Raw genomic sequence first — 24,904 nt, 5'->3', positions numbered from 1 at the left:
AAGGTTGTTTATTAATTTAAAGATGACTTATAGGCCTCAACAGTTTCGTTAGCGCATCGCTCCCAGCTAAACCTTCCGGCACGCTCTATAGACTTTTCAACCATCTTCTCTCTTAAAGCTGGATTATTATATATAGATAGCATTCCCTGGCAAAGTGCATCCAGGTCTGTAGGAGCTACCATAATGCCAGCATCACCTACTACTTCAGGTAATGATGAAGTATTGGAGGTAATAACCGGAACTCCGCATTGCATAGCTTCTAAAGGCGGTAAACCAAATCCTTCATAAAAGGAGGGGTAAACAAATAATAAAGCATCGCTGTAAATAGCAGCCAGATCTTCATCTGGTACATATCCTGTTATAATGATACGATCTTTGATGCCTGCACTCCCTTTTATTTCGTCAAAGATTTTGTCAAACATCCAGCCTTTTGTTCCAACCAGCACCAGGTTCAGTTCCGGAACATTTTCCTGGGATACGATCTTGACAAAAGCCCTTATCGCCTGGTCAATATTCTTTCTGGGCTCCAGAGTACATAAACTTAGTATGTAAGGTGCATCCGGGATACCATATTTGCCCCTCACTTCTTTGTTAGCTGCTTTATTCCTGCTTTGATAAAATGTGCCGGAGGCAGCTAGCTCCGTTACTTTAACTTTGTTAGGATCTACCCTGTTACCTAAATAATTCAGAAGATCATTACGGGTAGCTTCTGATATACAAAGAACCCAGGTATCTGGGGTAATACTTTGTAGCACCTTTTGTATTAGTTCGATTACAGACTCTTCTGCAAATTGCGGATAAAGAATAGGAATCAGATCATAAGAAGTTAAGAAAACGGCTTTGATGGCTGATCCTTTTACTTGTGTAGGTATAGGGTAAAAGGATGAATGGTAAATAGATGAACTTTTTAGATCTGCTGGTTTTATAAAACAATCATCACCTTGAGTCAGATCAATGATTTTTTCTTTAAACATAAAGTTTCTAACTCTAACTTTACTGCTAAATATAGTTATCAAACTTTTATGTTCACTACTATGAATTGATTTAATTAATTCTAATCTTTTTTGTTTATAATCATTTTTTTTTAGAATGCTAGAAACAGAAAAAGGAATATGAGAAAAAGACTTTTTATCTTTCAAATACTTCAAGGAATTATTGATCGTATCAATGTCTGTTCCACTGCAAAATAACATCTCACATTCTTGATTGATAACTAATTGTTCAGCAACATTTTCAATTACTCTAAATATCCCTGTACGTGCTTTGGGGACAATATGCCCTAACCCTAAAACAGTAATATCATATAATACTTTCATATTAGACCGTTATTTTTTACCGCATAAAATCAAACTATAGTTGTCAGATTACTTGCTGAAACTTCTAAAATTTTTAATGAACATTAATAAGATTCATATAAGAATTTTAGATTATATATATCTTGATAAAGTCTAAATATTTTCTCTTTTATATTGACTATATTTTAATTTATTAAAAAACTGGTCTCTATAGATATAACAGATGTTTATACAAAACTTAAGATAAAATTGCTTTAGCTATATTCTTCGACTTTCTTTTTAAGTTTCGAATTATATTAGTAGTCGTACTTGAAGTTTTCTTCTTTTGTATTTCTTCTTCAAGTCTTAGTTTCTCTTCTTCAAGCTTCAGTTTCTCTTCTTCAATCCTCAGCTTTTCCTCTTCTTCAAACCTAAGCTTTTCCTTCAGTTTTACATAATGACATTCTATTTTAGAGAGTTGGTGAAAGTTATTACCAATTATTTTTTCATGATAATCTTCGAATAACTCTTTTACATCAGGCCTATCCTCAAAAGTAAATCTATTTTGATATTTAGAAACTATTTCAGGTATAGAAAACAAATAGCCACTAAAATGAAAAAAAACTAAGGCAAATTGATTATTAACTTGATACTTCCCATCTGAATAAGAAAGCTCTCTTTCATGAAAATTCCAATATGCTACATTATGACCTAAATGCTTCAAAATAAGAACATTTTCAAAATACAATGGAGCGAAATTTATCCAGAGCTGATCAACAAATAAGCCATTTTTAAAGTCTATCAGGCACTGTTCTTTTAATTTTATCATCCACCATTTCAGTAATTGTAAAGCATCTTCACTCCTTTTTAGTCCTATAAAGCCAAGATTATAAAGTCCAGCATTAAGTACATCTGGTTCTGACAATAGTTTATCATCATAAATAGGTGTAAAAAAATGAGGGGTTAAAATAATACTATATTTAGAAAAAGCTTCTTCAAGAACATCAAAAGAATCATAAACTAAAATATCTGGATCTAAATATATGATTGTATTGATATTAGAGTTTCTTGCAAATAAAAAATTAAATAAAAATGGCTTAACAGCAGTATTAAGTTCTGTTATATCATAATTATTAAACATTTCATTAAATCCTTCGATATTAATATCACCAACAGGGATTATTTCATAAGGATTAAAAAAATTATAATCAACCTCAGCATCTAATTTATCTACCAAGCCAATAGCAAAAATATAACTTGGATTATATTTAACAACAGAATCACCTAAAGCCTTAGCTTGAGCTAGATAATTGTTGGAACAAATTGTAAAAACTACGTTCATTTTGCAAAATTCAAAACTAATACTTATTATAAGGATCAAACTAAGATTACCTAATCAACCTTTTATAAGCAGCAGTCAACCTATATCTTATATTATTCTTACAAATATTTTTATCAATTATAAACTGCTCACTTGATATATATAAAATCACATACCGAAAGTAATGCTGAAGATATATAAGTTGACTAAATCTATATTTTTTCAGAAGTTGAAGGATGTTTTTAGCACGACGGATTTCAATTGCCTTTTTCTTCTCATCATATAATCCATCTACAGAATAAGGAAGTGTTTGCTTCCATTTATTATGAAAAAGCACTGCATTTTCCAGCCAAGATCTATTTATACTACCCTCGGATATGTGTTGTAATAAAATATCATATACTACACAGACACGGTAAGACTGGAGAACTTGTAGAGAAAAATCTATATCATAAAAGTGAAACTCTTTGAGAGTAGTTTCATCAAATTTATTATTCTGCCATACTTCTTTTCTAGTGCAAAACCAAAGTCCATCTACCGAAGCAACATCTGCAACAAACTCATTGAAAGGATTAGAATATAAATGATCTTGTGGTCTTCCTGATTTATAGTCTTGCAGAACATTCATCCTTGCAAACTCTATAGGATCAATACCCCATGCATCTAAACTTTTAGACTTATAAGTGCCTCCAGCAACACCTATCAGACCTATTGTAGTATCATTTAAATGTTCGACTACCCGCCTTCCCCAATCAATAGTATGAAAAATTAAGTCTTCATGCATAAAACAGAGGACATCATACTTGCTTTTTGAAGCTCCAATATTATATGCTTCACATATTCCATATTTTCCGTTTCTGTTATCTATTGCTATTATTTCATGCAAAATCCCAATGGTATCTTTTACATTTTCAGCAACCTCTTTAAGCATATTTGAGTTTACTGAACATATTATAATGGATATCATTTAGTGATAATCTTATTTAGAATGGAAAAAATTTTTAATCTTGCAAAGCAGCTATTATTTAACAAATTACAATATGTTTGAGGTTAGCTATCACTAATTATAAATCAGGAATGGGAGGTCTAATAGCCACAGACAAATAAAATTTATTAAAAAGTATTAAGATTTTATGCCTGCTATTATTTGATGATAAGGATCTTTATACTCTTGATATATGACTTTAGTATTTGTATAATCGAAAATTTGATTAAGCAATTCAAAATCATAAACATGATGATGTAAACACCTATTTTGATAGTTATTTAAAGATCTGCACTTGAAACTCTCATTATCTCCTGCTGGAATATCAAGAACCAAATCATGATAAGCAATGATTTCTTCTAAATGAGTCAAATCAGTTTCATCAACATCATTGGCATAATCAGCTAACAAGTGCTCGAAGGATGTAATTTGTCTTTTATGATCAAACGTATTTTCTTTCTTTGGCAGAATCAGAAGCATAATACCTCCAGGCTTTATTACCCTTAACCATTCTTCGATAGTTTTTAGCGAATTTGCACAATGTTCTAAACAATGTGAAGCAAGCAAAAAATCATATTTATTCGAATCAACTTTGTTAAGGTCGCTTGCTTCTGCTATGTATTGGAAACCTTTTTTATCTGAAAAAAAAGAATAGTTTTCACCCTCGAGTATTGAACCTTCCCAAACTGTATTATTACTAAAATTACACCCATCAAGACTTTCAATAATTGGATATATGGGTAATTCAGATGAAAAAATAGGGCTAGGCCCTCCTATTTCTATTCCTTTTTTTTGTTTAAAAAGATTGATAAGCTTTTCGTCTACACTTTCAATTACACGAAATTTTCTAACTACTTTTTGTACTAAACTAATGATATTTGCTTCCATAAATCGTACACTTAATCTCTGTAACAGAAAATATTTAACTGAAGATCCATACCAAAATTAATCCTTCGTTCTACGAAAGGTTCACTGCTCACAAAAGCTTCTTTAATATGATATCTAAAGCCAGCTGTAGTAACTATTTCAAGGATAAGATGTAAATTCTGTTTAACACTAGGAAAACTATGATACTCTATAAACAGGTTTTCAACAAAGTGTAAATTATCAGCACAATCTTCAATAACTTTGTACTCAGCCCCCTCTATATCTATTTTTAAGAAATCAATTTTCTTATTTAAATAATCTTTTAATCTAACCGTTTCCACTTCAACAAACTTATGCTCCCCTGAAATTGTCTCCAACCTTCCTCCTGCCCCTCCTTCTGATAAAAAAGACAATTGGCTTCCAGAAGTATTCCAAACTGCTTTATTAATACAACTAGTTTTAGTCAGTTCAAAAGAATCTATATTTTTTTTTAAGAAGGAATAGATATGGGGATCAGCTTCAAACGCAACTATTTCAGAGTTGGGGTATAGGTTCTTGAAATATATAACACTCATTCCCAAATTAGCTCCACAATCAATTATATAAGGCTTATCATGTGTAGCTGTAAATTTATAAATGTTCTCACCAAATAGTTCAGAACTGCCAAGGTTGTACGAAGCATAATCATGTACATAAAGTGTATGTCCCATAAATGTACATTCATAAGGTTCAAACCTATTTCTGATTAATTCACCTTCCAAAACATCTTCACCACCATTCATTTGAGGATATTTTGGCTGTAAGTTGTACCCAAGTTTTGAGAATACACTTTTAACAATTTGTTTCATAAATTAGATTTATAAGAGCAGAGTAAGAGAATGCATCTTAAATAATATTTTATTATTATATATTCTATTGATGTAAATAAATATTAATAGTTCGATTACTATAGATACTTAATTTTATAAAATCAGTATCTGATGATTAAAGCTATACCGACCAGCTATATTTACCAAATACAACACCATAATCATACTCATAATGCTTAGCCATTATAGAACCAGAATCAATGATGTTAAAATGGCATTCATCTTCAACTACATCTATTTGTTTTATTTTAGGTTGATTAATGAAGGCATGAATCGAATAGTTACCTCTTACAAGAAAATTAGAATCAATTTTTAATAACATGTTAGAATGAACACTTTCTGACTCACATGCAAATACCCTTCTTTTTTTACCATCCAATATCATCACAAATAGATTAGCCTTGATGTGAGGGTCATTTATTTTAATCTCGAATTTTAAAGATACAGGTTCATCATGGAAAAAGTCACTAGCAATTTTTCCATTGGATTTCAATACTGCTACTTTTTGAATTATTAGAGGCTTTGATGCGGAAGGAAATGAATTGATATAGACTGGTTTCTTTACATCATCACTTAAATACTGGGATATTATCTCACTAATTTGACCCACATGCGAAACTTGCCCATGCTTCATCAAGAGCCCACGGGTACACAACTGAGATACTGCATTAAGATCATGACTTACAAATATCACTGTTCTTCCCTCTCCTTTTGAAACGCTTTGCATCTTTCCTAACGCTTTTTTCTGAAACTCTGCATCTCCAACTGCAAGCACTTCATCTACTATCATAATATCTGGTTCGAGATGAGCAGCTACACCAAATGCAAGGCGAACATACATACCACTACTATATCTCTTGACCGGTGTATCAATGTATTTCTCTACCCCTGCAAAGTCTACTATTTCATCAAACTTTTTCTTTATCTCAGCTTTTCCCATGCCCATAATGGCCCCATTCAGGAAAATATTTTCCCTGCCAGAAAGCTCCCCATGGAAACCTGTACCTACTTCCAGCAAACTGGCAATCCGCCCCTTCATTTTTAAAGAACCTGTTGTAGGGCCGGTTGTGCGGGAAAGTATCTTTAATAATGTTGACTTACCCGCACCATTTTTTCCGATGATGCCTAAAATATCACCCTTGTTAACTTCAAAATTCACATTTCTTAAAGCCCAGACATAATCAGCATTTGATTTTATTGTTCTGTCGTTTTCTTCCCCAACTGTAAGAAAGGGATCTTCTTTTCCCATCAATTGATAGCGCCACCTCTTGAAGTCATCTTTCAATGAACCCGTACCAACTTCCCCCAGGCGGTATTGTTTGCTAATGTTTTCAGCCTTGATTACTACAGACATCTTCTACTTGATTATGAATAAAATTTAAATCTACATCGCTCTTAGGCGAAAGAATATCATGATGTTTACACAATATCCATGAAATTCTTTTCAGCCTTGTTGAACAACACAATTCCAAGAAGTAGCAAAACTACCATCCAGCAGAAACTGTAAAGTAATGAATAGGCAGAAAAGTCTCCAATACCGAAAACAGCATGTTTAAAAGCCTCTACAGGAGCTACAAGCGGATTTAAAGCAAGATATTTCTTTAAGTCAGGGTCTACAGAAGAATAAGTATAAATGATAGGTGTAGCATACATTAACAATTGCATACCAAACCCTACAAGCATGTTCAAGTCTCTGTATTTAGTTGTAACGGACGATACAATAATTCCAAAGCCAAAGCCAATGCCAGCCAACAAAAACAGTGATAGAGGTACATAAAATAACCCCAAACCCACATCAGGCCTGTAATCCTGTGCCAGTATTACATAGAGGTATACTACCAAAAATAAAGATATTTGGATACCGAATTTTATCAATGTAGAGATTACACTAGCCATAGGCATGATCAACCTCGGAAAATAGACCTTTCCGAAAATACCTGCATTGCTTAAGAATGCACCCGAAGAACTACTGAAGCAACCGTTGAAAAAATTCCAGATGGCAATACCAGCATTATAAAACAAAAACATAGGTACACCGCCAGTGGACAGATCAGCAATTTTACCAAAAATCAGTATATAAGTTAGTGTACCAAAAATTGGAGAGAAAAAATGCCAAAGTGGACCCATAATTGTTTGCTTATAGGCACCTACATACTCCCTCCGTACCCACAGCCATAAAAGATCCTGGTACTTCCAAAGTTCTTTTAGCTTGAGATCTAACAAGCTGTGTTTTGGCTCAATTACCAGATCCCAGTTTTCTTCCTCTGGCTCAATAACCGTATTCCGCTTCTCTTCTTTTTCTGTTAAGACAGGTTGCATTGGCAATTTGATAGATTATTCGTGGTAATTCAGGATTCGGTGGCCACCTTCAGCCAGGTATGTATCGCGTTTGAATAGCTCAACATCACTCTGCATCATGTCCTTCACCAGGGCTGGCAGATCATATTTTGGCACCCAACCTAATTTCTCTTTAGCTTTTGTGCCATCGCCTATCAGCAGTTCCACTTCTGTAGGACGGAAGTAGTTAGCATCCACACACACTACCTCTTTTCCTACTTCCAGCTGGAACTCCGGATTGGAGCAGGCCGCAACGTAACCCTTCTCCTCTACACCTTCACCTTTAAACTCGATTTCTACGCCTACCTCTGAGAAAGCCATCTTCACAAAATCACGTACAGTTGTTGTTACGCCTGTAGCAATAACAAAATCTTCCGGTGTGTCCTGCTGCAATATTCTCCACATAGCCTCCACGTAATCTTTTGCGTGGCCCCAGTCTCTGCGGGAGTCCAGGTTGCCCAGGTAAATTTTCTCCTGCAGCCCCATCGCTATCCTTGCCGCCGCCCTTGTAATTTTACGGGTTACAAAGGTCTCTCCTCTTAGCGGAGATTCGTGGTTGAAAAGTATACCGTTGCAGGCATACATGCCATAAGCCTCGCGGTAGTTCACTGTTATCCAATAAGCATAAAGTTTAGCTACGGCATAAGGTGAACGTGGGTAAAAAGGAGTTGTCTCTGATTGCGGTACAGCCTGCACCAATCCATACAACTCAGAGGTAGATGCCTGGTAAATTCTTGTCTTCTCCGTTAGTCCGAGTATTCTTATAGCCTCAAGTATGCGAAGTGTACCTATACCATCGGCATTAGCAGTATATTCCGGCGTGTCGAAACTAACCTTCACGTGGCTCATCGCCGCCAGGTTGTAAATCTCGTTAGGCTGTGTTTCCTGAATGATGCGGATCAGGTTGGTAGAATCTGTCAGGTCACCATAATGGAGCTTTAAGTTAATGTTTTTCTCGTGTGGGTCCTGGTAAAGGTGATCTATCCTATCTGTATTGAACATAGAACTACGGCGCTTTAGCCCGTGCACCATGTAGCCTTTTTCTAACAATAGCTCTGCCAGATAGGCTCCATCTTGTCCTGTGATACCAGTGATGAGTGCTGTTTTCATTTAAAAAGTATTACTAGTTGATTATTTACGAAATAAAAATTTATGTCAACTACCGCAGGCTCTACAGTAGGTTGTGGAAGTACGTTGCTATAAAACTAAGCCTGGTTCCTTTCAAAGGTATGTAAAACTGCCTATGCACTTTATATAGTTATGTACTTTTCTTTGAAATCAGCATAGGCCATGGCAATGCCCTGCTCCAGGTCAACTTTGTGTCTCCAGCCAAAGCTGTGCAGCTTCGACACATCTAAAAGCTTTCGGGGGGTGCCGTTTGGTTTGCTTGTGTCAAATGTTAAAGTCCCTTCATAACCAACCACTTTTTTCACCAGTAGAGCCAATTTTTTGATCGTAGTATCCTCGCCTGTGCCAATATTTAATAATTCTCTGCCGCTGTAGTTTTCCATTAAAAATAAACAAGCCTCTGCAAGGTCATCAGCGAAAAGAAATTCCCTCCTGGGGCTACCCGTACCCCAAATAGTCACTGTTTCCTTTCCAGATTCCTTTGCCTCATGGAACCTGCGTATAAGAGCAGGTAGCACGTGAGAGTTCTGTGGGTGGTAATTATCGTTATGTCCGTAAAGGTTGGTAGGCATCACACTGATGAAATTACAGCCGTACTGATCGCGGTAGGCTTCGCAGAGCTTGATGCCGGCTATCTTCGCGATAGCGTAAGGTTCATTAGTTGGTTCCAGCTCCCCTGTCAGGAGGTACTCTTCTTTCAAAGGTTGAGGTGCCAGTTTCGGGTATATGCAGGAGGAACCCAGGAACATGAGCTTTTTCACACCTTTCTCATAAGAAGAATGAATTACATTGGCCTCCATCATGAGGTTATCGTAAAGAAATTCTGCCCGATAGGTGTTATTGGCCACAATCCCTCCCACTTTAGCTGCAGCAAGAAAAATATACTCCGGGTTCTCCTCCTGAAAGAAGGCCCGAACAGCCACCTGCTCCCGTAAGTCAAGCTCATCAGAGCGGCGTGTCACGATGTTTTCATATCCCGCTGCCTTCAGCTTCCGCACAATGGCTGAACCCACCATTCCGCGGTGCCCCGCCACATATATCTTAGAACTTTTATTCATCTGTAAATGTACAATTCTCTAATTAATCTTTTAAGCTTCCTGATGCAATTTAAAAATAATAAGACCCTTTACACGAAAGTGTAAAGTTGTTTCTTGAGACTTTTTTAAAAGAATTTGGTGAGAACTGGCAACGGGGGGTATCTATTTTAATACAATTCTGTAGAAGCAATAAGTTCTTCTTATAAGGGTAAAACAATTATACACTTACCAAAACACATTACCTCAGTCATTCAGCATCGGCACTCTTCTCCACCACTTCTTTTTTTGCTCCTGGTCTTCGGCATAATACCCGTAGCCATAACCGTAGCCATAACCATAGCCATTATTTAATTTATCGAAATCTACATCATTGAATAGTATAGCCGTATTCCTGATTTTACCTGACTCATACTGTTGCTGAATGTTCGTTATGAAAGATTTGAGCGTATAATCGTGCCGAACCATATAAATATTAGCATCCGCTATTTGCATCAATTCCTGGCCATCGGATAGGATACCAACTGGTGGTGTATCCATGATGATGTAATCATATCGTTGTTTGATTTCCTGTAACAACCCCTCCATACGTTTATTGAGCAGGAGTTCAGATGGGTTAGGCGGTATATCCCCGGAAGGAAGAATGTGCAGGTTGTCTTGTACTGTATAATGAATAACATCTTCTAAAGCAGCATATCCAGCCAGAAAATTGCTGAGGCCAAGGTTACTGTTAACCCCGAATTCAGTATTATTATTTGGCTTTCGCATATCTGCGTTGATGAGAAGTGTCCGCTCTCCGGAGATAGCAAAAATATATGCCAGGTTTTTGGCAGAGAAAGTTTTGCCTTCTCCACTTATAGAGGAGGTAATAACAAAAATCTTCCCTTGTACCTGGTCACCTGCACCAACCATAAACCGAAGGTTTGAACGTACTGTTCTGAAGGCCTCTGCTAAAGCAGAGCGCGAATTCTGATGTATTAAATTAAAGCCCTGCTTTTTATTATGGCCCACCAGGCCCAGCAAAGGCAGCGTGGTAAGGCGGGAAAGATCATCTACTGTACTTATTTTATTGTTGAAGAAATCTTTCGCAAAAATAAAAGCGAATGGTAAAGCTAAACCGATGAAAATAGCAAGCACAAAGTTCTTAGACGAAGTTGGTGCTGTTTGTCCTGACACATAAGCTTCACTTAAAATGGTAACGTCCGAAGTGCTTGCAGCCTTGGCAATACCTGCTTCGGCTCTTTTTTCCATCAGCATCACATAAAGGTTTTCGCTGAGCCCGTAAAGTCTTTGTACATTAATGAGTTGTCGCTCAGCAGCAGGTAACCTTTCCAAGGCACCGGAAGCAGAACTGATACGCCTGTTGAGTTCAATCAAAGCTATATTATTAGTGGCAACAATATTAGAGATACTCTCCATCAGGTTGTCACGGATATTATTTAGCTCCTGCGTATACACTTTTAGCTGGCTGGCTATAATAGGATTTTGGATGTTCTCGTTTTGCGAAAGTATCTTAATTTCTGATTGTTTAGCAACTAATTTATTTACTAGGGCATTAAGTATAGGATCAGAAACACCAACTATGGCCGGTACAACTACTTCATCCATTTCCCTCCCATTTTGTAAATACCCCTTCAAATAATCAATATATTTCAGGCTCATCTGCAATGAGGCCTTCTCGGTTTCTAAAGCCTTAAGTTCTGACGCAATTTTAGTCCCTTCCACACTGATATTCATTGTTTCATTCTTCTTCTGGAAAGCCTCAATGCGGCTTTCTATAAAGTAGAGCGAATCACTTATCTGCTGCAGCTGGTCATCAATAAACTGTAAGGTATTGGTAGCATTTGTGTTCTTGATCTCCAGGTTATTTTCCCTGTAGGTGAGCATGTGCGCATTCAAAAAGTCTTTGTCTTTTTCAGGGGTAGGACCACCTAACTTCAAAACAAGAGCAGAAGCACCTCCAGGATAAGGAGACACATCTAATAAACCAGCATACTGGTAGGCAAGCTCCTCCAGGCTATTAATTTTAAATAAAACTTCATTAGGAATAGAAGAGGTGTTTTCACTTTTTATAATCACTGAAAATCTAAAACCTTCAACTACATTCTCTTGTCCTGAAAAAAATTCTTTCCCGGATAAAAAGGTATTCCATGTTAGGTTTTCAGAAGTAAGAGCATACTTGTCACCTTCTAAAAAATTCACTTTGAAAAGCACATTGTAGGGAATGTTGTTGAAAGCAGTATCTACTATTACCTGTACAGGCGATTTATCTTTATATACTTCTGTTAATTTGATATTACCCTGTTGGTAATAGCTTACCTCAAAATTTAATTTTTTTAAAGTTTGATAGGCTAGAAATTTCGTTTTAAGAAGAATAGTCTCATTCGTTAAGCTCTGTGCCCCACGAAAAACTTCAGAACCATATAATAGTGCTGCTGCAGATGCGCCGTTATCTGCGGGTTTATTGATCATAACAGCAGATTGTACCTCAAATAACGGCACAGTATAACGGTTGACAACAACAGCAAGCGCAATTGCAATAGCGATAGAAGCTAAAAACAGGTACCATTTAGATACTGCTAACTGTAAGAGCCTTTTGATATCCAGCCCTGTGTCCTGTTGTAATAGTTTCTTTGTTTCCAATAGAAAAATTGAATTAGGTAATATTATCTTGTAAGTCTATCAATCAGAAAAAACATAGTAGAAACAAGTCCTAGGGTCAAACCAACATTTGCAACAATATTCTCACGTACAAATTTGGCAGGAAGGGGATCTACAACTATCATGTCGTTAGGCTGCAGGAAAAAATTAGAAGCAGCCAAAGTGTTGTCTGCTAACAAATTGAGTGTGTAAAGTTTTGCCTGACCATTTTCATAACGTACCAATCTGATGCGCCCACGGTTAGAATAGGGGCTAAAGCCACCTGCTGTAGCAATAGCTTCCATAATATTAATGTTATCCTGATAGGTAGTATACTGGCCCTGCCCACTAACCTCACCTAATATGGTATATTTGAAGGTCAATAGGCGCACAGTAACTGTAGGGTTAGACAGATGCGGTAGTAGATTTTCTGTTATTTTCTCTCTGGCTTCCGACACTGTCAAACCACCAAGATTGACTTTACCGATAACAGGTAGGAGTATATTTCCTTCTGCATCTATGGTATAGCCGCTCAAAACAGGGTCTCCTGCACCAGCCGCGACTGTACTTAGAAAATTAAATTCCGCTGGCGTTGTGCTTTTAACATTAATAGACAACACATCTCCTTTTTTCAGCGTATACACAGGAAGCTTCAGGTCTATTGTCCGAAGCAGTTCATCTGCATTATGCTGGTTTCCGGCAGGCGGGTTCTCCTGCAACAATAGCAGCTTTTTCTGAGGAACGCAAGCGGAAAATAGCAATATTCCGAGCGTAATCCAAAGAGCAGTAAGGGTGTTGCGCATATTAATTGTGTACACGTAATCTCATATATGATCAAAGTAGCGAGAATACGCTATCCTTTCTCTTCAATTGGCTAAATTAAGCAAATAATGTCTCAGCCACTGCTTTAGCCGAAAAATAAACTATAACATTTTTCAGAACTTCACCTCCACCCCATTTGAGATGCTGTAAACGAAGTTCGTAATGGGTACAATTGGCTCATCTTCATAGACACAGTTAAAATTAGTGCGCAGGTTCAGCCGGTTCGTCAGTTTCACCAGCAGCGTCACATCCCCACTCACCCGGTTCCGGAATTTCTCTATCACGTCGGCATAGCCCACCTGGTAATAAATAATCCCTTCCGTGCTCACATACTCATTCAGTTTCGTCTTCAGGCTCACGTAATTCGTAGATTTCAGCAGGTCAGAGACAATGATATTCGCCTCTTCCCCGGGATGTTCCCACTCCTCGTGCTCGTGCATGACACCTGTGCCAACATATATAGTGGAGTTATTAGTTCGAAGCAGCCGGTAACGAATTCCCCCTCCTGCCAGCGCACGTAGCTCCAGTCCCCTTGCCTGGTCTGTCTGCACCTGCGCAAACAACTCATAAGACAAAGGCTCCTCAAAATAAAAGTTAGTCCTAAAATGCGAATAGCCTGTACTGGCAACGGTATTGCGCAAAGCTTTTGAGTCGTAGTTTACCAGCAGGTAGTTGTAGTAATTTAGCAACAGGTAACTATGCCTTGCTGAAATAAAGGCCACGTTGCCATCAAAAGTAAGCTGCAGGTAGTTATTAGGGTTGTCTTTGCCCGCGTTGCGGTTAAACATAGAAAAGTTCAGCCCCGCCTTGCCCGTAAAGTAGTTAGCAGTGTCACGCTGCACCCTCGAACGCTCTATGTTAAGTATCTGAGCATCTGCATGCGGTACGAGAAATACAATTGAAATAAATAAGATAAGGAAATAACGTATTTCAAGTAAAAGTGACATTATGGGGTAATCAAGTTTTTTATTCAATATGTGAGTCTAGATAATTTAATGCCGGTCACAAGAATGTGCATCTTTAACTGACCCCCTTGCTGTTTTGTACATGTATTCCGCATGCCTGCTTGTTCTAGTGCTTTACAAAAAAGTCCATTTGAATTGAGAGAGCATATTCCGATCCATATTCTAACACAACTTCCGCAGCAGCAAATCTAATCAAAAATGAGAGATTCACTTCGTTAAAGTTCCGTGAGTGGCTATCTAACCCTTGTAAAAAATTAGGCAGTTCACCTACCTCTTGAATTATAAAAAAAAAACAGTACTATTAAAATAGAGCACATCACATCATAGCTTGTATCGCTCTAGTATTTTAATCTAAAGAATAGACAATCAGCACATAATCCTTTTTCACCAGTGTACTTGGGGCAAGTATAATATATTTTTTAATTAAAATAATAGAGCAGTTTTTCTCAGTAACGTCACCTTCTATTTTTAGGCTTACTTAGACTATAACTTTAATGAGATTCACCCAGAAAAGAGCTATATATACTAAAATTATTCAAAAATATAATATTAAGATACAATGTATCTTAATATAACAATAAATTTTATGTACTGTTGTAATTATATCTTATAGATTTTGTATAAGTTTTTAATGATTTTATTCCTGGCTTATAAGACTTAAACTGAAAGGCATAAAAGGTATATATAGTTAATAACTAATAACTTAATTACTGAGTTGTCTATGTAACACTGCTGTGGCAGGAGAATAGATATATCTATAAAATTTGTTTCTAAGTTTAACACTGGTGCACACAATTTAAACTGTAATTTTTATAAGCATTTTAATTAGTATATTTTTATTAATTTTATTTAATATTTAAATATTTAGTACACGCTTTACCCTTTACAATTTATCGCTACGGCTTTTACAATGTAAGAAAATCCACAAATTATCCTATAATAATATGCTAATAGAAAAAGTAATTACACGATCAAAAGAAAAGCTATCTCGCTTTGCATTTTTCTTTATTCTTTCCTTCCTGTTTGCTAATTCAGCAGTAAGGGCAGATACTAAATCTGCTTTAGATTGGACATTGATAAAAGATGTAGATGGCGTCAGTTTTTATTACCAGGTAGCTAGCTGCAATGGGCACCAGGTAATTTTTCTGCGGATACTTAACGGAAGCTCTCACAGAGTAACAGGGCAATGGCAGCTTGAGATAGAAACAAGTAATGGTAAACTGCTATTTCCGGGAATACTGATGCCATTGGAGGGAGGCGGCGAAAAAGTAGCTTCTTGTAGCATGCCAGAACCACATATGTCAATTCCAATGCCAGGTGTAGACACTGTTCTGTCACAGCTTGTAATCACTGCCACATTGAGTCCAACTGAATAAATATCTTCATATAAAGCATCTTTTTATGACTTCTACATATACAATAAAAAAAGATAAACCATGGTACCAAGCTTGGATGTCTCACTTCATGACATCCGTTAGAGTATGCACTTGGCTAGGCATAATGTTGTTAGGGTGTACAAGTGTTTTTGTACAGGCTCAATCTTTAGGTACTGGAGCTACATCTATTCACGCCTCCGCTATCTCTATTAATGGCACTCTTTATACCTGGGGGAGAAACGCGAAAGGGCAGTTAGGAAATGGTACCGCTACTGGGAGCACAAAAATACCTATAGATGTATCAGCTGTTGGTGAACTTATTGGCAAAAAAATCAAAAGTGTAGCTAATGGGGCCTATCATACACTTGCGCTTGCCACTGACGGAACCGTATATGCATGGGGATATGGGGGAAATGGCCAGATAGGTAATAGTAGCTTTGCTGATTCATCTGTTCCAGTGCAGGTGCAAGACTTGACTGGTATAACGGCTATAGCCGCCGGGGGGTATCATTCTATGGCCATAGGTGTGAACGGTATTGTGTATGCCTGGGGGCATGGAGCGTTTGGGCAATTGGGAAACAACACTGCTTACCCTACCAATCCTCATTATGGCTCATCTGTTCCTGTGCAGGTTCAGGGCCTAACGGGTGTGAAGGCTATTGCAGCCGGCTTTCTTCACTCCATGGCACTTGGCGCAGACGATAAAGTTTATGCATGGGGTTATGGGGTGGATGGACAGTTAGGAAATAATGAAATTGCCAGTTATTTTGTTCCTGTACAGGTGAAAAACTTGACAGGTGTAAAAGCTATTGCCGCCGGCGGTTATTTCTCTATGGCAATCAGCGCAGAAAGTAAAGTTTTTGCCTGGGGACAGGGCGCGTATGGCCAGATAGGCCTAGATACCTATATTAACTCACCCATTCCTGTGCAGGTTCAGGGCCTGACGGGAATAAAGGCTATTGCCGCCGGTGGATATCATGCCACGGCAATCAGCGCAGATGATAAAGTTTTTGCATGGGGACAGGGAACGTATGGGCAGTTAAGTCGTGAAACATATAATAATTCACACGTGCCTGAATTAGTGCAAGGGTTGTCAGGTGTGAAAGCTGTTGCCGCTGGCGAGTATCACTCCATAGCTATTCGTACAGACGACAAAGTTTTCGCTTGGGGGCAGGGAACTTATGGGCAATTAGGTGACGATATGTTTTATACCTCCCCTCCAAATGGATCTGCTATACCTGTGCAGGTGCATGTGCTGTTTCCTGTTAACTGTTTAGATCCTGTGCCTGTTATCACTATTTCAGATCAAAAAAAATGTACAGGAAATGCTATAGGTTTTGTGGCAAGTGGTACCAATGTTGCCTCTGATGCAACCTTCAAGTGGGACGTTAACACAAACGTTGACTCAGATAATGACGGTATAGCCGATAATGACGCTGATTATTCAGGAGCGTCCATCTCCCACACTTACCCACAAGCGGGTAATTATGATGTAAAACTAACAATTACACAAGGAGGTGGTTTATGTTCAGCTTCTCAAGTGGAACAACTAACTATTAGTGCCCCGCCTGCAGCATTGTTAGTAAGTGATGTAAGTGGTGGAATAAGATGCTCAGCAGGAGATGTAACACTTACAGCCCCTTTACTAACAAACATTAACTATACGTACCGATGGTATACAAGTGAAACTGCAGAAGCACCTGCTGACTCCCAACCAGGTGTGCCAAATAATCAGTTCTTCCTTTCAGACTTACAGGAAGGTGTAGCTACAAAATATTACATCAGTGTGTATAACAGCAATACAGGTTGTGAAAGTACAAGAACAGCTGTTGAAGTTAAAGCAATCACACCTCCTACACTTAATGTTGTGAATCCTGCAGCAGTTTGCTCACCTGGAGCAGTTGACCTTGTAAGCACTATCACTAATTCCACAGAAGGACTGGAGTTAACATTTTGGAACGGTGACCCTGATTTAACTGAAAGCAGTGAACTGACCAGTTCTTCCGTTAACTTCAGCAGCACATACTGGATAAAGGCGACTGATAATGTTTCATCTTGCTCTTCTAAAGCCCCTGTGTCAGTAGCAATAAATTCCTTGGGTGCACTTAATTTAGGAAGTTCCGGTGGAGCCCCCATCACAACTGTCGCTCTGGGAACAACAACGCCAACAACCTACGAAATAGTTAGCCCTGAGTCTGGGGTAGAATATTACTGGAGTGTAACATATAATTCAGATGGACGTGAAGAGCCTGTTGCATTTACTACATCCTCGAATGGTACTCAAATGTCGACAAGTTGGCTTAGTGATATAGCCAGAGTCTACAAGGTGGGCGTTGTTTCAAGGATACCAGGCTGCATGGCAAAGTACGAAGAAATATACGTGGCAGTGTACGATCCAAGCGCAGGATTTGTGACTGGCGGGGGTTGGATAAATTCTCCTGCAGGGGCTTATACACCTTTAGATGAAAACGGCGAGTACAGGGGCGGAGAAGCATCACCGGAAGGTAAAGCAAATTTCGGCTTTGTTTCTAAATACAAAAAAGGATCTACTACAGTTGTTGAGGGCAATACAGTTTTTCATTTCAACGACGGAAGCCTTCGGTTCAAGAGTTCTACCCATATTGCTGCAACCCTGGTAGTCTCTACAAGTAAAGCCACCTATAAAGGTGAGGGCAGCATAGAGGGTTCTGAATTCACATATAAATTTATGATTTCGGTAGTAGACGGGCAGATTAACGGAGGAGGCAACATCGATAAGTTCCGGATTAAAATATCTGAGAAAGCTTCTGGTAAGCTTGTATATGACAACTTGATGAACACAGACGGAACTGAAGTCGATGAGAACTATGACTTAAATGTGGCTCCTTCTACAGTACTGGGTGGCGGATCTATAGTGATTCATCAAGTTAAAAAAGCTTCCACAGTTGGCGCAGCTATTGCCGCAGTTCCAGCAATACAAGAGCAACTACAGGGAAGCTTATACAGTTATCCTACAGCCTTCTCTGACAGGGCAACAATTGCCTTCTCTTTAGAAAGAGAGGAAAACTATGTGCTGGAGGTCTTTGACATGAAGGGTGTTCTGGTTAAAAAAGTCGCAAGCGGTACTGCCGAGGCGAAAAGACTTTATGAGTATGAACTTAGGAGTGTGGGTATGAGAGATGGCATTTTTATCACTCGGTTAACAACACCTTCATTTGCTAAAAGCCTTAAAATTGTTCTGACTAGATAAGATTGCCAAGACATATTCTAAGGAGTCAGAATGCTTTCAAAAGCTGTCTGGCTCCTTTTTTTATATGCTATTTGATTTATATACAAGTTTCACCTCATTGAGATGTAGCAATAAGTTAATTAATACGTCATATAAAGATGTCACAGAGCAAAACATTTACATTCGGAACAAACATTTTGTTAGTCCTAGCGCTTTATAGAACATTGGCAAAAGGAAAACTAAAACAGCTATGGCAAGAGCATCCATCCAACTCATACAGGCGCTGCGGGAAACAGCACAGCGCCTCGCACAGGGCGATAAGTACCAGTGGGGCCACATGGGAAGCTGCAACTGCGGCCACCTGGCGCAAACTATCACAAAGCACAGTAAAGGTGACATACATGGCGCAGCGATGAGGCGCTATGGTGATTGGCGGGAGCAGTTACGCGACTACTGCCCCCAGAGCGGCCTGCCTTTAGATGAGATTATAGACCAGATGACAGATTTCGGATTGACACGGCAGGACTTGGAGCACCTGGAGCGCCTGTCCCACCCTGCCATCACACAAGGCCTGCCACAAAACCGAAAATACCTGCAGCACAACCGGCGGGAGGACGTGGTGCTATACCTGGAGACATGGGCAAAAGTGCTGGAGGAAGAGCTGGCTGAAAAGGTAAAACTGCCGTCATGGAATAACAGACTACTAAAAGAAGTAGCGATGCAACCCTGAACTCGCAGGGTGCGCAGCTCCTGTGAGCGTCTGAACCTGGCTGCGGTTGCTTTAAGCTTTTTACTCACTAGACAACCGCAACCTGGGTTCTATGTAAGCAATAAGCTTTTGCAGGGAATCTTCAAGGGCTTCCTCACCTGAACGGATATGTATATCGGGGTTCTCAGGCACTTCGAAAGGAGAGCTTATGCCGGTGAAATTAGAAATTTCTCCTTTACGAGCCTTCGCATATAAACCTTTTACATCACGTTGCTCACACACTTCTAAGGGACAATCAACAAACACTTCAACGAAGTTTTCTGCCCCCACCACACACTTCACCCGCTCCCTGTCTGCTCTGAAAGGAGAAATAAAGGCGGTCAAAACAACGAGGCCGGCATCAGCCATCAAATTTGCCACCTCTCCTATTCGCCGGATATTCTCTTTGCGTGCTAAATCTGTAAAGTCCAGGTCCTTGTTCAGGCCTTTGCGTACGTTGTCGCCATCCAAGACATAGGTATGGTATCCGTTGCGGTAAAGATACGCCTCCAGGGAGCTGGCAAGTGTCGATTTGCCGCTGCCGGAAAAACCGGTAAACCACACCACCAGCGAGGCATGCGCTTTCATGGCATTGCGCAAGGTCCTGTTTACCTGGTGCAGATGGGGTATGGTGTGTAGCTGTTCATCCATATAATAATATTGCCTGAAGCTGATGTGCTTAAACGTACGGCTGTATCCTCGAAGGCATTTCAATCCTTAACGTTGCTCAATGAACCAGGGATTCAGCAGGTTTTCTTTGTTATACTGCAAGGGCGTTCCACGCTCGAATTGCACAACGCTGCAACCTGCACATCGTGCCACAGCATCTCCGGCGGCAGTGTCCCATTCCATTGTCGGGGATAAACGCGGATAGATGTCAGCTTTTCCTTCCGCTACCAAACAAATTTTCAGGGAGCTCCCCATCGAGACAAACTCTAGCTCCCCGTGCTTTTCCGCTAGCTTTGCCACATACTCGTTTGTCTCCCTGGAGGCATGGGTGCGGCTCGCGACCACTGTAAACTTCTTTCCCTCCGGTCTGGTTACTGGTAAGCGCTGCCCCTTTTCTTTCCAGTTGCTTGAGAAGCGCTCATTATTTAAATCCATTTTCCAGGCTCCTTCACCATCCACACCAATATAAAGCCATTGCTTGGCAGGAGCATAAACTACACCCATGGTAGGCACTCCATGTTCGATGAAGGCAATGTTCACGGTGAACTCGCCATTGCGCTTGATGAATTCTTTTGTGCCATCCAGCGGGTCAATTAGCCAGTACTGCATCCATTTGCTTCGGGTACTATACGCTGCACTTTTGCTTTCTTCACTGATTACAGGAAAAGGCGTCTGCTCTAAATATTGTAGGATGATATTGTGAGATGCTTTGTCTGCTGAGGTAAGTGGAGATGCATCCTGCTTTATTTCGATGTCAAAATTCTCAGCACTATAAATCTCCATAATTTTATCGCCTGCCTCCAGCGCAGCACGAATAATGAGATCGGGAAGAGGTAAAGACATAAAAGGTTATTTGATTCAAAACAAATCTAATCAATTGACTTGAAAACAATATGGCACTAAAACTTAGATACCCGTTCTGACCTCACAGTGTTTTCCAAACCTGTGAGTGTCTTGTCTGCTACGAAGCAACAACACCGGTTCAGACGCTCGCAGGAGCTGCGCACGCTGCGAGGTCAGTGAAACGTTTTTCATTAAAATCAGCTGCTTCTGTAGAACGAGTCAAAAACACTTGCCCCTTCCGCTATTTATCTTCAGTTTTGAGGGAATAAACTTTATTTGAATGAAGCCGCAAAAAGAAGAAATTATAGCTGCTACTGCTGGTTATGTGAAAGACCTGCTATCCGGGGAGGGCTCCGGGCATGATTGGTGGCACATTTACCGGGTCTGGAACAACGCCAAAAGTATTGCAGCACACGAAAACGTTAACATGTATGTGGTAGAACTAACAGCCCTGCTGCATGACATCGGCGACCATAAATTTCATAACGGCGATGAGTCCGTGGGGCCGCGCATGGCCCGGGAATGGCTGCAGCACCATGAAGTGGAAGCTGAAACCACAGACCATGTCTGCGACATCATCAAAGCCTTATCTTTTAAAGGTGCCGGCACTTCTTCTTCGATGCCAACCACAGAAGGTTGCGTGGTGCAGGATGCAGACCGACTTGATGCTATCGGTGCCATCGGGATTGCGCGCACCTTCGCCTATGGTGGCCATAAGAACCGCGAGCTCTATAACCCGCACATCAAACCGGAGCTGCACGACTCGTTCGAAAAATACAAGGCCAGCACCGCTCCTACCATCAACCACTTTTATGAGAAGCTATTATTGCTGAAAGACCGTATGCATACCGAAACTGCCAAACGTCTTGCTGAAGAGCGCCACCAGTATATGGAAGGTTTTCTGAACCAGTTTTACGCTGAGTGGGAAGGGGAAAAGTAAATTTCAAGATACGTATGACGTTTGATGCAGGCTCAACACAAAAGGTTAAAAGACAAAAGCACACCACAAAGTCCCCCTTTGAAGGGGGTAGGGGGATGAAAGGCAGTCAGATATACTTAAAAGCCTTTTTAATTTGTAAGCAGCTTTAGAATACCCTTTTTTGACTTAAATAAATGAGCGCTGTGCATAAACCTTAATCTGGTAAGAAAATCAAGTTTCGGCTTTATAACAGTGTTGAAGACTTACCCACCCTTAGCCCCCAATGCCTTCAACTTAAGGGGAAACAGTAGCTAAACTGTCATTTTGAACATTCTTGAGGCGCGAGCCGAAAAGAGCCAGCGAAGCTGTGAGAAGTCTGGGTTATTCCATGACCCCGCAATATTTCAGATTTCTCACAGCGTTCGAAATGACAAAATCAAGCTAAAGTTGACGGCATTGCCCCTAACCCCAATATTACTCACTGGTAATTGATTATAGTGGGCACAATTCATTTACTTTTATTAAAAGATTTTTCGCAGTTGTAATCATCCCCCTAACCTCCTTTAAAGGGGGAATAAAAGATCATTGTAAGCTTGCTACGTTACCTGCTTTGTTGTAGCATTCAGATCAATCCGTAATAATCCTTAAATTAGCTTCTGACACAACCACTCACCACCAACCTATGGAAATTCCTTTACTCTCAGACATCGTCATTATCTTAGGACTGGCTGTTGTAGTAATTCTGCTGTTCCAGCGCTTTAGGCTTCCGACTATATTAGGCTTCCTGGCCACAGGTGTAATTGCGGGACCTTACGGTTTGAGCCTGATTACTGCCATCCATGACATCGAGATCCTGGCGGAGATAGGCGTTATCCTGCTGCTCTTCATTATTGGTATGGAGTTCTCGCTACGGAGCCTTGCCCTGATAAAACGCACAGTGCTACTGGGAGGTGCCACCCAAGTGTTGGCCACCATTGGTTTGGTATGGGTGGTGATGCTGTTGTTCGGTTTCACCCAGGGAGAGGCCGTATTTATGGGGTTCCTGATTGCCTTAAGTAGCACAGCCATTGTGCTTAAGATATTACAGGATAAAGGAGAAATTAACAGTCCGCAGGGGCGGGTGGTCCTGGGTATTCTCATTTTCCAGGACATTATCGTGGTGCCAATGATGCTGCTGACGCCTTTGATGGGGGGAGGCACCGAAGACATTGGCTCTGCCCTGCTGTGGATGGCGCTGAAAGGCATTTTTGTAATTGTGTTTGTGTTAATAAGCGCCCGTTACCTGGTGCCGATGCTGTTGTATGCGGTGGCGAAAACGAAAAGCAAGGAACTCTTTATACTGTGTGTGGTGGTGATTTGCTTCGCGGTCGCCTGGCTTACCTCAAGCTTAGGTTTATCGCTGGCGCTGGGGGCCTTTATGGCAGGTCTGATAATTTCAGAATCAGAATACAGCCACCAGGCGACCAGCAATATTCTGCCTTTCCGGGAGATTTTCACCAGCTTTTTCTTTGTGTCGATTGGTATGCTGCTGGATTTCAACTTCATGCTGCAGAACTTTGCCATCATTCTTTTTTTCACCATTCTAACGGTTATTATCAAAGGCACTGTCGCCACGGTGGCCGCCCGCATCCTGCAGTACCCGCTGCGTATATCGCTGTTGGTGGGTTTGTCTATCTTCCAGGTGGGTGAATTCGCCTTTATCCTCTCCAACACAGGCATCACCCACGGCTTGCTATCTGCGGAAACGTACCAGTACTTCCTGTCAGTATCCTTGCTGACGATGAGTGTTACGCCGTTCGTTATTGAATATTACCAGAAGATTGCAGGTGTTATCGGCGCGCCCTTCTCCTCCGGCAAGGAGCCCATGCCCTATACTGTCACTTCACCAGAGGAACATGGCGACCTTCCGCCTCTCGACGACCACATAGTGATCATCGGCTATGGTGTGAACGGTCGAAATGTTGCCAAGGCTGCCCGGCATGCCCAGATACCTTATGTAATAGTTGAACTGAATGCCGTCACTGTAAAAAACGAGCGAAAGATGGGCGAGCCGATTGTGTACGGAGACGCTGTGCACCCGATGATTCTCTCTCATATTAACATCCACAAGGCGCGGGTGGTGGTGGTGGCCATCTCCGACCCGGAAGCCACGCGGCGCATTATCGCCAGCATCAGGGAAATCAGCGACAGGCTGCATTTGATTGTGCGCACCCGCTTTGTGCAGGAGATGGAGGAGAACTATAGACTTGGGGCCGATGAAGTTATTCCGGAAGAGTTCGAAACCTCCATCGAAATTTTTACCCGCGTGCTGAATAAATACCTGATGCCCCGCGATGAGATAGAAAGCTTTACGCAGATGATCCGCTCTGATAACTATGATATGCTGCGCAGTATGGCTGGCATGAAGAACAATGTCTCCACAAATTTTAACCTGGACCTGCCTGAGATTGAAGTGGCAAGCCTTCGGGTTTTAACAAAGGAGGACGAAATAATCGGGAAGCCCTTGCTGGAGTCTGGCGTTCGCCACCGCTTTAATGTCACGATAGTGGCTATAAAGCGAGACGGCGAGACAATCCTGAACATCGACGCCCACACCTATATCCATAGAAAGGATATTTTATACGTTGTCGGCAAACCGGGTGAAATCATGCGCTTCAACAATTACCTCAAAGCAGACGGGTTTTAAAATTGTATCAGGACATTCGTATTAAGTATCACAACTCAAGCATTCTTAAAGAAATGCCAATGCCGCAATCTGAATTTTGTTGTTTTTTTTGTCCCCCTTTGAAGGGGGCAGGGGGATGAGAGGCTGTAAAAATCTTCTACCAGCCTTTGCTATCTACGAGCAGCTTTGGAGGAGATGATTCTTATCGAAAATTGTCCGCAGGTGTAAACATCC

The 24,904-nt window shown here is 40.3% G+C and carries 19 protein-coding genes; 5 read left to right on the top strand and 14 right to left on the bottom strand.

Annotated elements, in window-relative coordinates; all coding sequences use genetic code 11:
* Positions 1-11: 11 nt before the first annotated feature.
* From E1919_RS09510 to E1919_RS09455, 12 genes are all read right to left on the bottom strand, one after another.
* A complete protein-coding gene (locus tag E1919_RS09510) occupies positions 12-1,316 on the bottom strand; it encodes a glycosyltransferase family 4 protein (protein ID WP_162053123.1) in 1,305 nt (434 codons plus the stop codon).
* A gap of 217 nt (positions 1,317-1,533) precedes the next feature.
* Complete coding sequence (locus E1919_RS09505) at positions 1,534-2,616, bottom strand: glycosyltransferase family protein (protein WP_162053122.1); 1,083 nt, start codon at positions 2,614-2,616, stop codon at positions 1,534-1,536.
* A gap of 46 nt (positions 2,617-2,662) precedes the next feature.
* A complete protein-coding gene (locus E1919_RS09500) occupies positions 2,663-3,562 on the bottom strand; it encodes a glycosyltransferase family protein (RefSeq protein ID WP_262888705.1) in 900 nt (299 codons plus the stop codon).
* A gap of 156 nt (positions 3,563-3,718) precedes the next feature.
* Positions 3,719-4,468: a methyltransferase domain-containing protein gene (locus tag E1919_RS09495; protein WP_162053120.1), complete on the bottom strand. Its 750-nt coding sequence runs from the start codon at positions 4,466-4,468 to the stop codon at positions 3,719-3,721.
* A gap of 11 nt (positions 4,469-4,479) precedes the next feature.
* A complete protein-coding gene (locus E1919_RS09490; protein ID WP_162053119.1) occupies positions 4,480-5,295 on the bottom strand; it encodes an FkbM family methyltransferase in 816 nt (271 codons plus the stop codon).
* A gap of 142 nt (positions 5,296-5,437) precedes the next feature.
* Positions 5,438-6,670, bottom strand: coding sequence for an ABC transporter ATP-binding protein (locus E1919_RS09485; protein ID WP_162053118.1), 1,233 nt, complete (start codon positions 6,668-6,670; stop codon positions 5,438-5,440).
* Positions 6,671-6,735: 65 nt separating this feature from the next.
* Entirely contained in the window at positions 6,736-7,635 is a 900-nt protein-coding gene (locus tag E1919_RS09480; protein WP_202915885.1) for an ABC transporter permease, read from the bottom strand.
* A gap of 15 nt (positions 7,636-7,650) precedes the next feature.
* Complete coding sequence (gmd, locus tag E1919_RS09475) at positions 7,651-8,763, bottom strand: GDP-mannose 4,6-dehydratase (RefSeq protein ID WP_162053117.1); 1,113 nt, start codon at positions 8,761-8,763, stop codon at positions 7,651-7,653.
* Positions 8,764-8,903: 140 nt separating this feature from the next.
* Positions 8,904-9,839, bottom strand: a complete 936-nt coding sequence (gene fcl, locus E1919_RS09470; RefSeq protein ID WP_162053116.1) for a GDP-L-fucose synthase — start codon at positions 9,837-9,839, stop codon at positions 8,904-8,906.
* A gap of 222 nt (positions 9,840-10,061) precedes the next feature.
* Entirely contained in the window at positions 10,062-12,458 is a 2,397-nt protein-coding gene (locus E1919_RS09465) for a GumC family protein (protein ID WP_162053115.1), read from the bottom strand.
* 23 nt (positions 12,459-12,481) lie between these two features.
* Entirely contained in the window at positions 12,482-13,099 is a 618-nt protein-coding gene (locus tag E1919_RS09460) for a polysaccharide biosynthesis/export family protein (RefSeq protein WP_162053114.1), read from the bottom strand.
* Positions 13,100-13,390: 291 nt separating this feature from the next.
* The gene (locus E1919_RS09455) at positions 13,391-14,224 is read right to left on the bottom strand and encodes a DUF481 domain-containing protein (protein ID WP_162053113.1); all 834 of its coding nucleotides are present in this window, start codon (positions 14,222-14,224) and stop codon (positions 13,391-13,393) included.
* A gap of 962 nt (positions 14,225-15,186) precedes the next feature.
* Between E1919_RS09455 and E1919_RS09450 the strand changes: the two genes are divergently transcribed.
* The 3 genes from E1919_RS09450 to E1919_RS09440 all read left to right on the top strand — a co-directional run bounded on the left by E1919_RS09450 (position 15,187) and on the right by E1919_RS09440 (position 19,556).
* Entirely contained in the window at positions 15,187-15,618 is a 432-nt protein-coding gene (locus tag E1919_RS09450; protein WP_162053112.1) for a hypothetical protein, read from the top strand.
* A gap of 25 nt (positions 15,619-15,643) precedes the next feature.
* On the top strand, positions 15,644-18,847 hold the full coding sequence (locus E1919_RS09445) for an RCC1 domain-containing protein (RefSeq protein WP_162053111.1): 3,204 nt from the start codon (positions 15,644-15,646) through the stop codon (positions 18,845-18,847).
* A 229-nt stretch (positions 18,848-19,076) separates the two neighbouring features.
* Entirely contained in the window at positions 19,077-19,556 is a 480-nt protein-coding gene (locus E1919_RS09440; RefSeq protein WP_162053110.1) for a hypothetical protein, read from the top strand.
* Between the two features lie 60 nt (positions 19,557-19,616).
* Here E1919_RS09440 and cysC read toward each other — a convergent pair whose 3' ends face one another.
* Positions 19,617-20,225 carry an adenylyl-sulfate kinase gene (cysC, locus tag E1919_RS09435; RefSeq protein WP_162053109.1) on the bottom strand — a complete coding sequence of 203 codons (609 nt, stop codon included), beginning with the start codon at positions 20,223-20,225 and terminating at the stop codon, positions 19,617-19,619.
* A 66-nt stretch (positions 20,226-20,291) separates the two neighbouring features.
* The gene (cysQ, locus tag E1919_RS09430; RefSeq protein WP_162053108.1) at positions 20,292-21,086 is read right to left on the bottom strand and encodes a 3'(2'),5'-bisphosphate nucleotidase CysQ; all 795 of its coding nucleotides are present in this window, start codon (positions 21,084-21,086) and stop codon (positions 20,292-20,294) included.
* A 280-nt stretch (positions 21,087-21,366) separates the two neighbouring features.
* On the opposite strand from cysQ, the gene E1919_RS09425 reads away from it, so the two are divergent.
* On the top strand, positions 21,367-22,026 hold the full coding sequence (locus tag E1919_RS09425; RefSeq protein ID WP_162053107.1) for an HD domain-containing protein: 660 nt from the start codon (positions 21,367-21,369) through the stop codon (positions 22,024-22,026).
* A gap of 661 nt (positions 22,027-22,687) precedes the next feature.
* Positions 22,688-24,691, top strand: a complete 2,004-nt coding sequence (locus E1919_RS09420; RefSeq protein WP_162053106.1) for a monovalent cation:proton antiporter family protein — start codon at positions 22,688-22,690, stop codon at positions 24,689-24,691.
* The last annotated feature ends 213 nt before the right edge of the window (positions 24,692-24,904 follow it).

It is taken from the genome of Pontibacter pamirensis (assembly GCF_010015475.1).
Classification (GTDB): Bacteria; Bacteroidota; Bacteroidia; order Cytophagales; family Hymenobacteraceae; genus Pontibacter; species Pontibacter pamirensis.
Note: the sequence above shows the minus strand (reverse complement) of the source record. Positions and strands in the feature narration are given on the sequence as shown.

What these genes read in the sequence shown, in the direction of transcription:
- E1919_RS09510 (WP_162053123.1), bottom strand. Translation starts at nt 1,316, where the DNA reads ATGAAAGTATTATATGATATTACTGTTTTAGGGTTAGGGCATATTGTC.
- E1919_RS09505 (WP_162053122.1), bottom strand. Translation starts at nt 2,616, where the DNA reads ATGAACGTAGTTTTTACAATTTGTTCCAACAATTATCTAGCTCAAGCT.
- E1919_RS09500 (WP_262888705.1), bottom strand. Translation starts at nt 3,562, where the DNA reads ATGATATCCATTATAATATGTTCAGTAAACTCAAATATGCTTAAAGAG.
- E1919_RS09495 (WP_162053120.1), bottom strand. Translation starts at nt 4,468, where the DNA reads ATGGAAGCAAATATCATTAGTTTAGTACAAAAAGTAGTTAGAAAATTT.
- E1919_RS09490 (WP_162053119.1), bottom strand. Translation starts at nt 5,295, where the DNA reads ATGAAACAAATTGTTAAAAGTGTATTCTCAAAACTTGGGTACAACTTA.
- E1919_RS09485 (WP_162053118.1), bottom strand. Translation starts at nt 6,670, where the DNA reads ATGTCTGTAGTAATCAAGGCTGAAAACATTAGCAAACAATACCGCCTG.
- E1919_RS09480 (WP_202915885.1), bottom strand. Translation starts at nt 7,635, where the DNA reads ATGCAACCTGTCTTAACAGAAAAAGAAGAGAAGCGGAATACGGTTATT.
- gmd (WP_162053117.1), bottom strand. Translation starts at nt 8,763, where the DNA reads ATGAAAACAGCACTCATCACTGGTATCACAGGACAAGATGGAGCCTAT.
- fcl (WP_162053116.1), bottom strand. Translation starts at nt 9,839, where the DNA reads ATGAATAAAAGTTCTAAGATATATGTGGCGGGGCACCGCGGAATGGTG.
- E1919_RS09455 (WP_162053113.1), bottom strand. Translation starts at nt 14,224, where the DNA reads ATGTCACTTTTACTTGAAATACGTTATTTCCTTATCTTATTTATTTCA.
- E1919_RS09450 (WP_162053112.1), top strand. Translation starts at nt 15,187, where the DNA reads ATGCTAATAGAAAAAGTAATTACACGATCAAAAGAAAAGCTATCTCGC.
- E1919_RS09445 (WP_162053111.1), top strand. Translation starts at nt 15,644, where the DNA reads ATGACTTCTACATATACAATAAAAAAAGATAAACCATGGTACCAAGCT.
- E1919_RS09440 (WP_162053110.1), top strand. Translation starts at nt 19,077, where the DNA reads ATGGCAAGAGCATCCATCCAACTCATACAGGCGCTGCGGGAAACAGCA.
- cysC (WP_162053109.1), bottom strand. Translation starts at nt 20,225, where the DNA reads ATGGATGAACAGCTACACACCATACCCCATCTGCACCAGGTAAACAGG.
- cysQ (WP_162053108.1), bottom strand. Translation starts at nt 21,086, where the DNA reads ATGTCTTTACCTCTTCCCGATCTCATTATTCGTGCTGCGCTGGAGGCA.
- E1919_RS09425 (WP_162053107.1), top strand. Translation starts at nt 21,367, where the DNA reads ATGAAGCCGCAAAAAGAAGAAATTATAGCTGCTACTGCTGGTTATGTG.
- E1919_RS09420 (WP_162053106.1), top strand. Translation starts at nt 22,688, where the DNA reads ATGGAAATTCCTTTACTCTCAGACATCGTCATTATCTTAGGACTGGCT.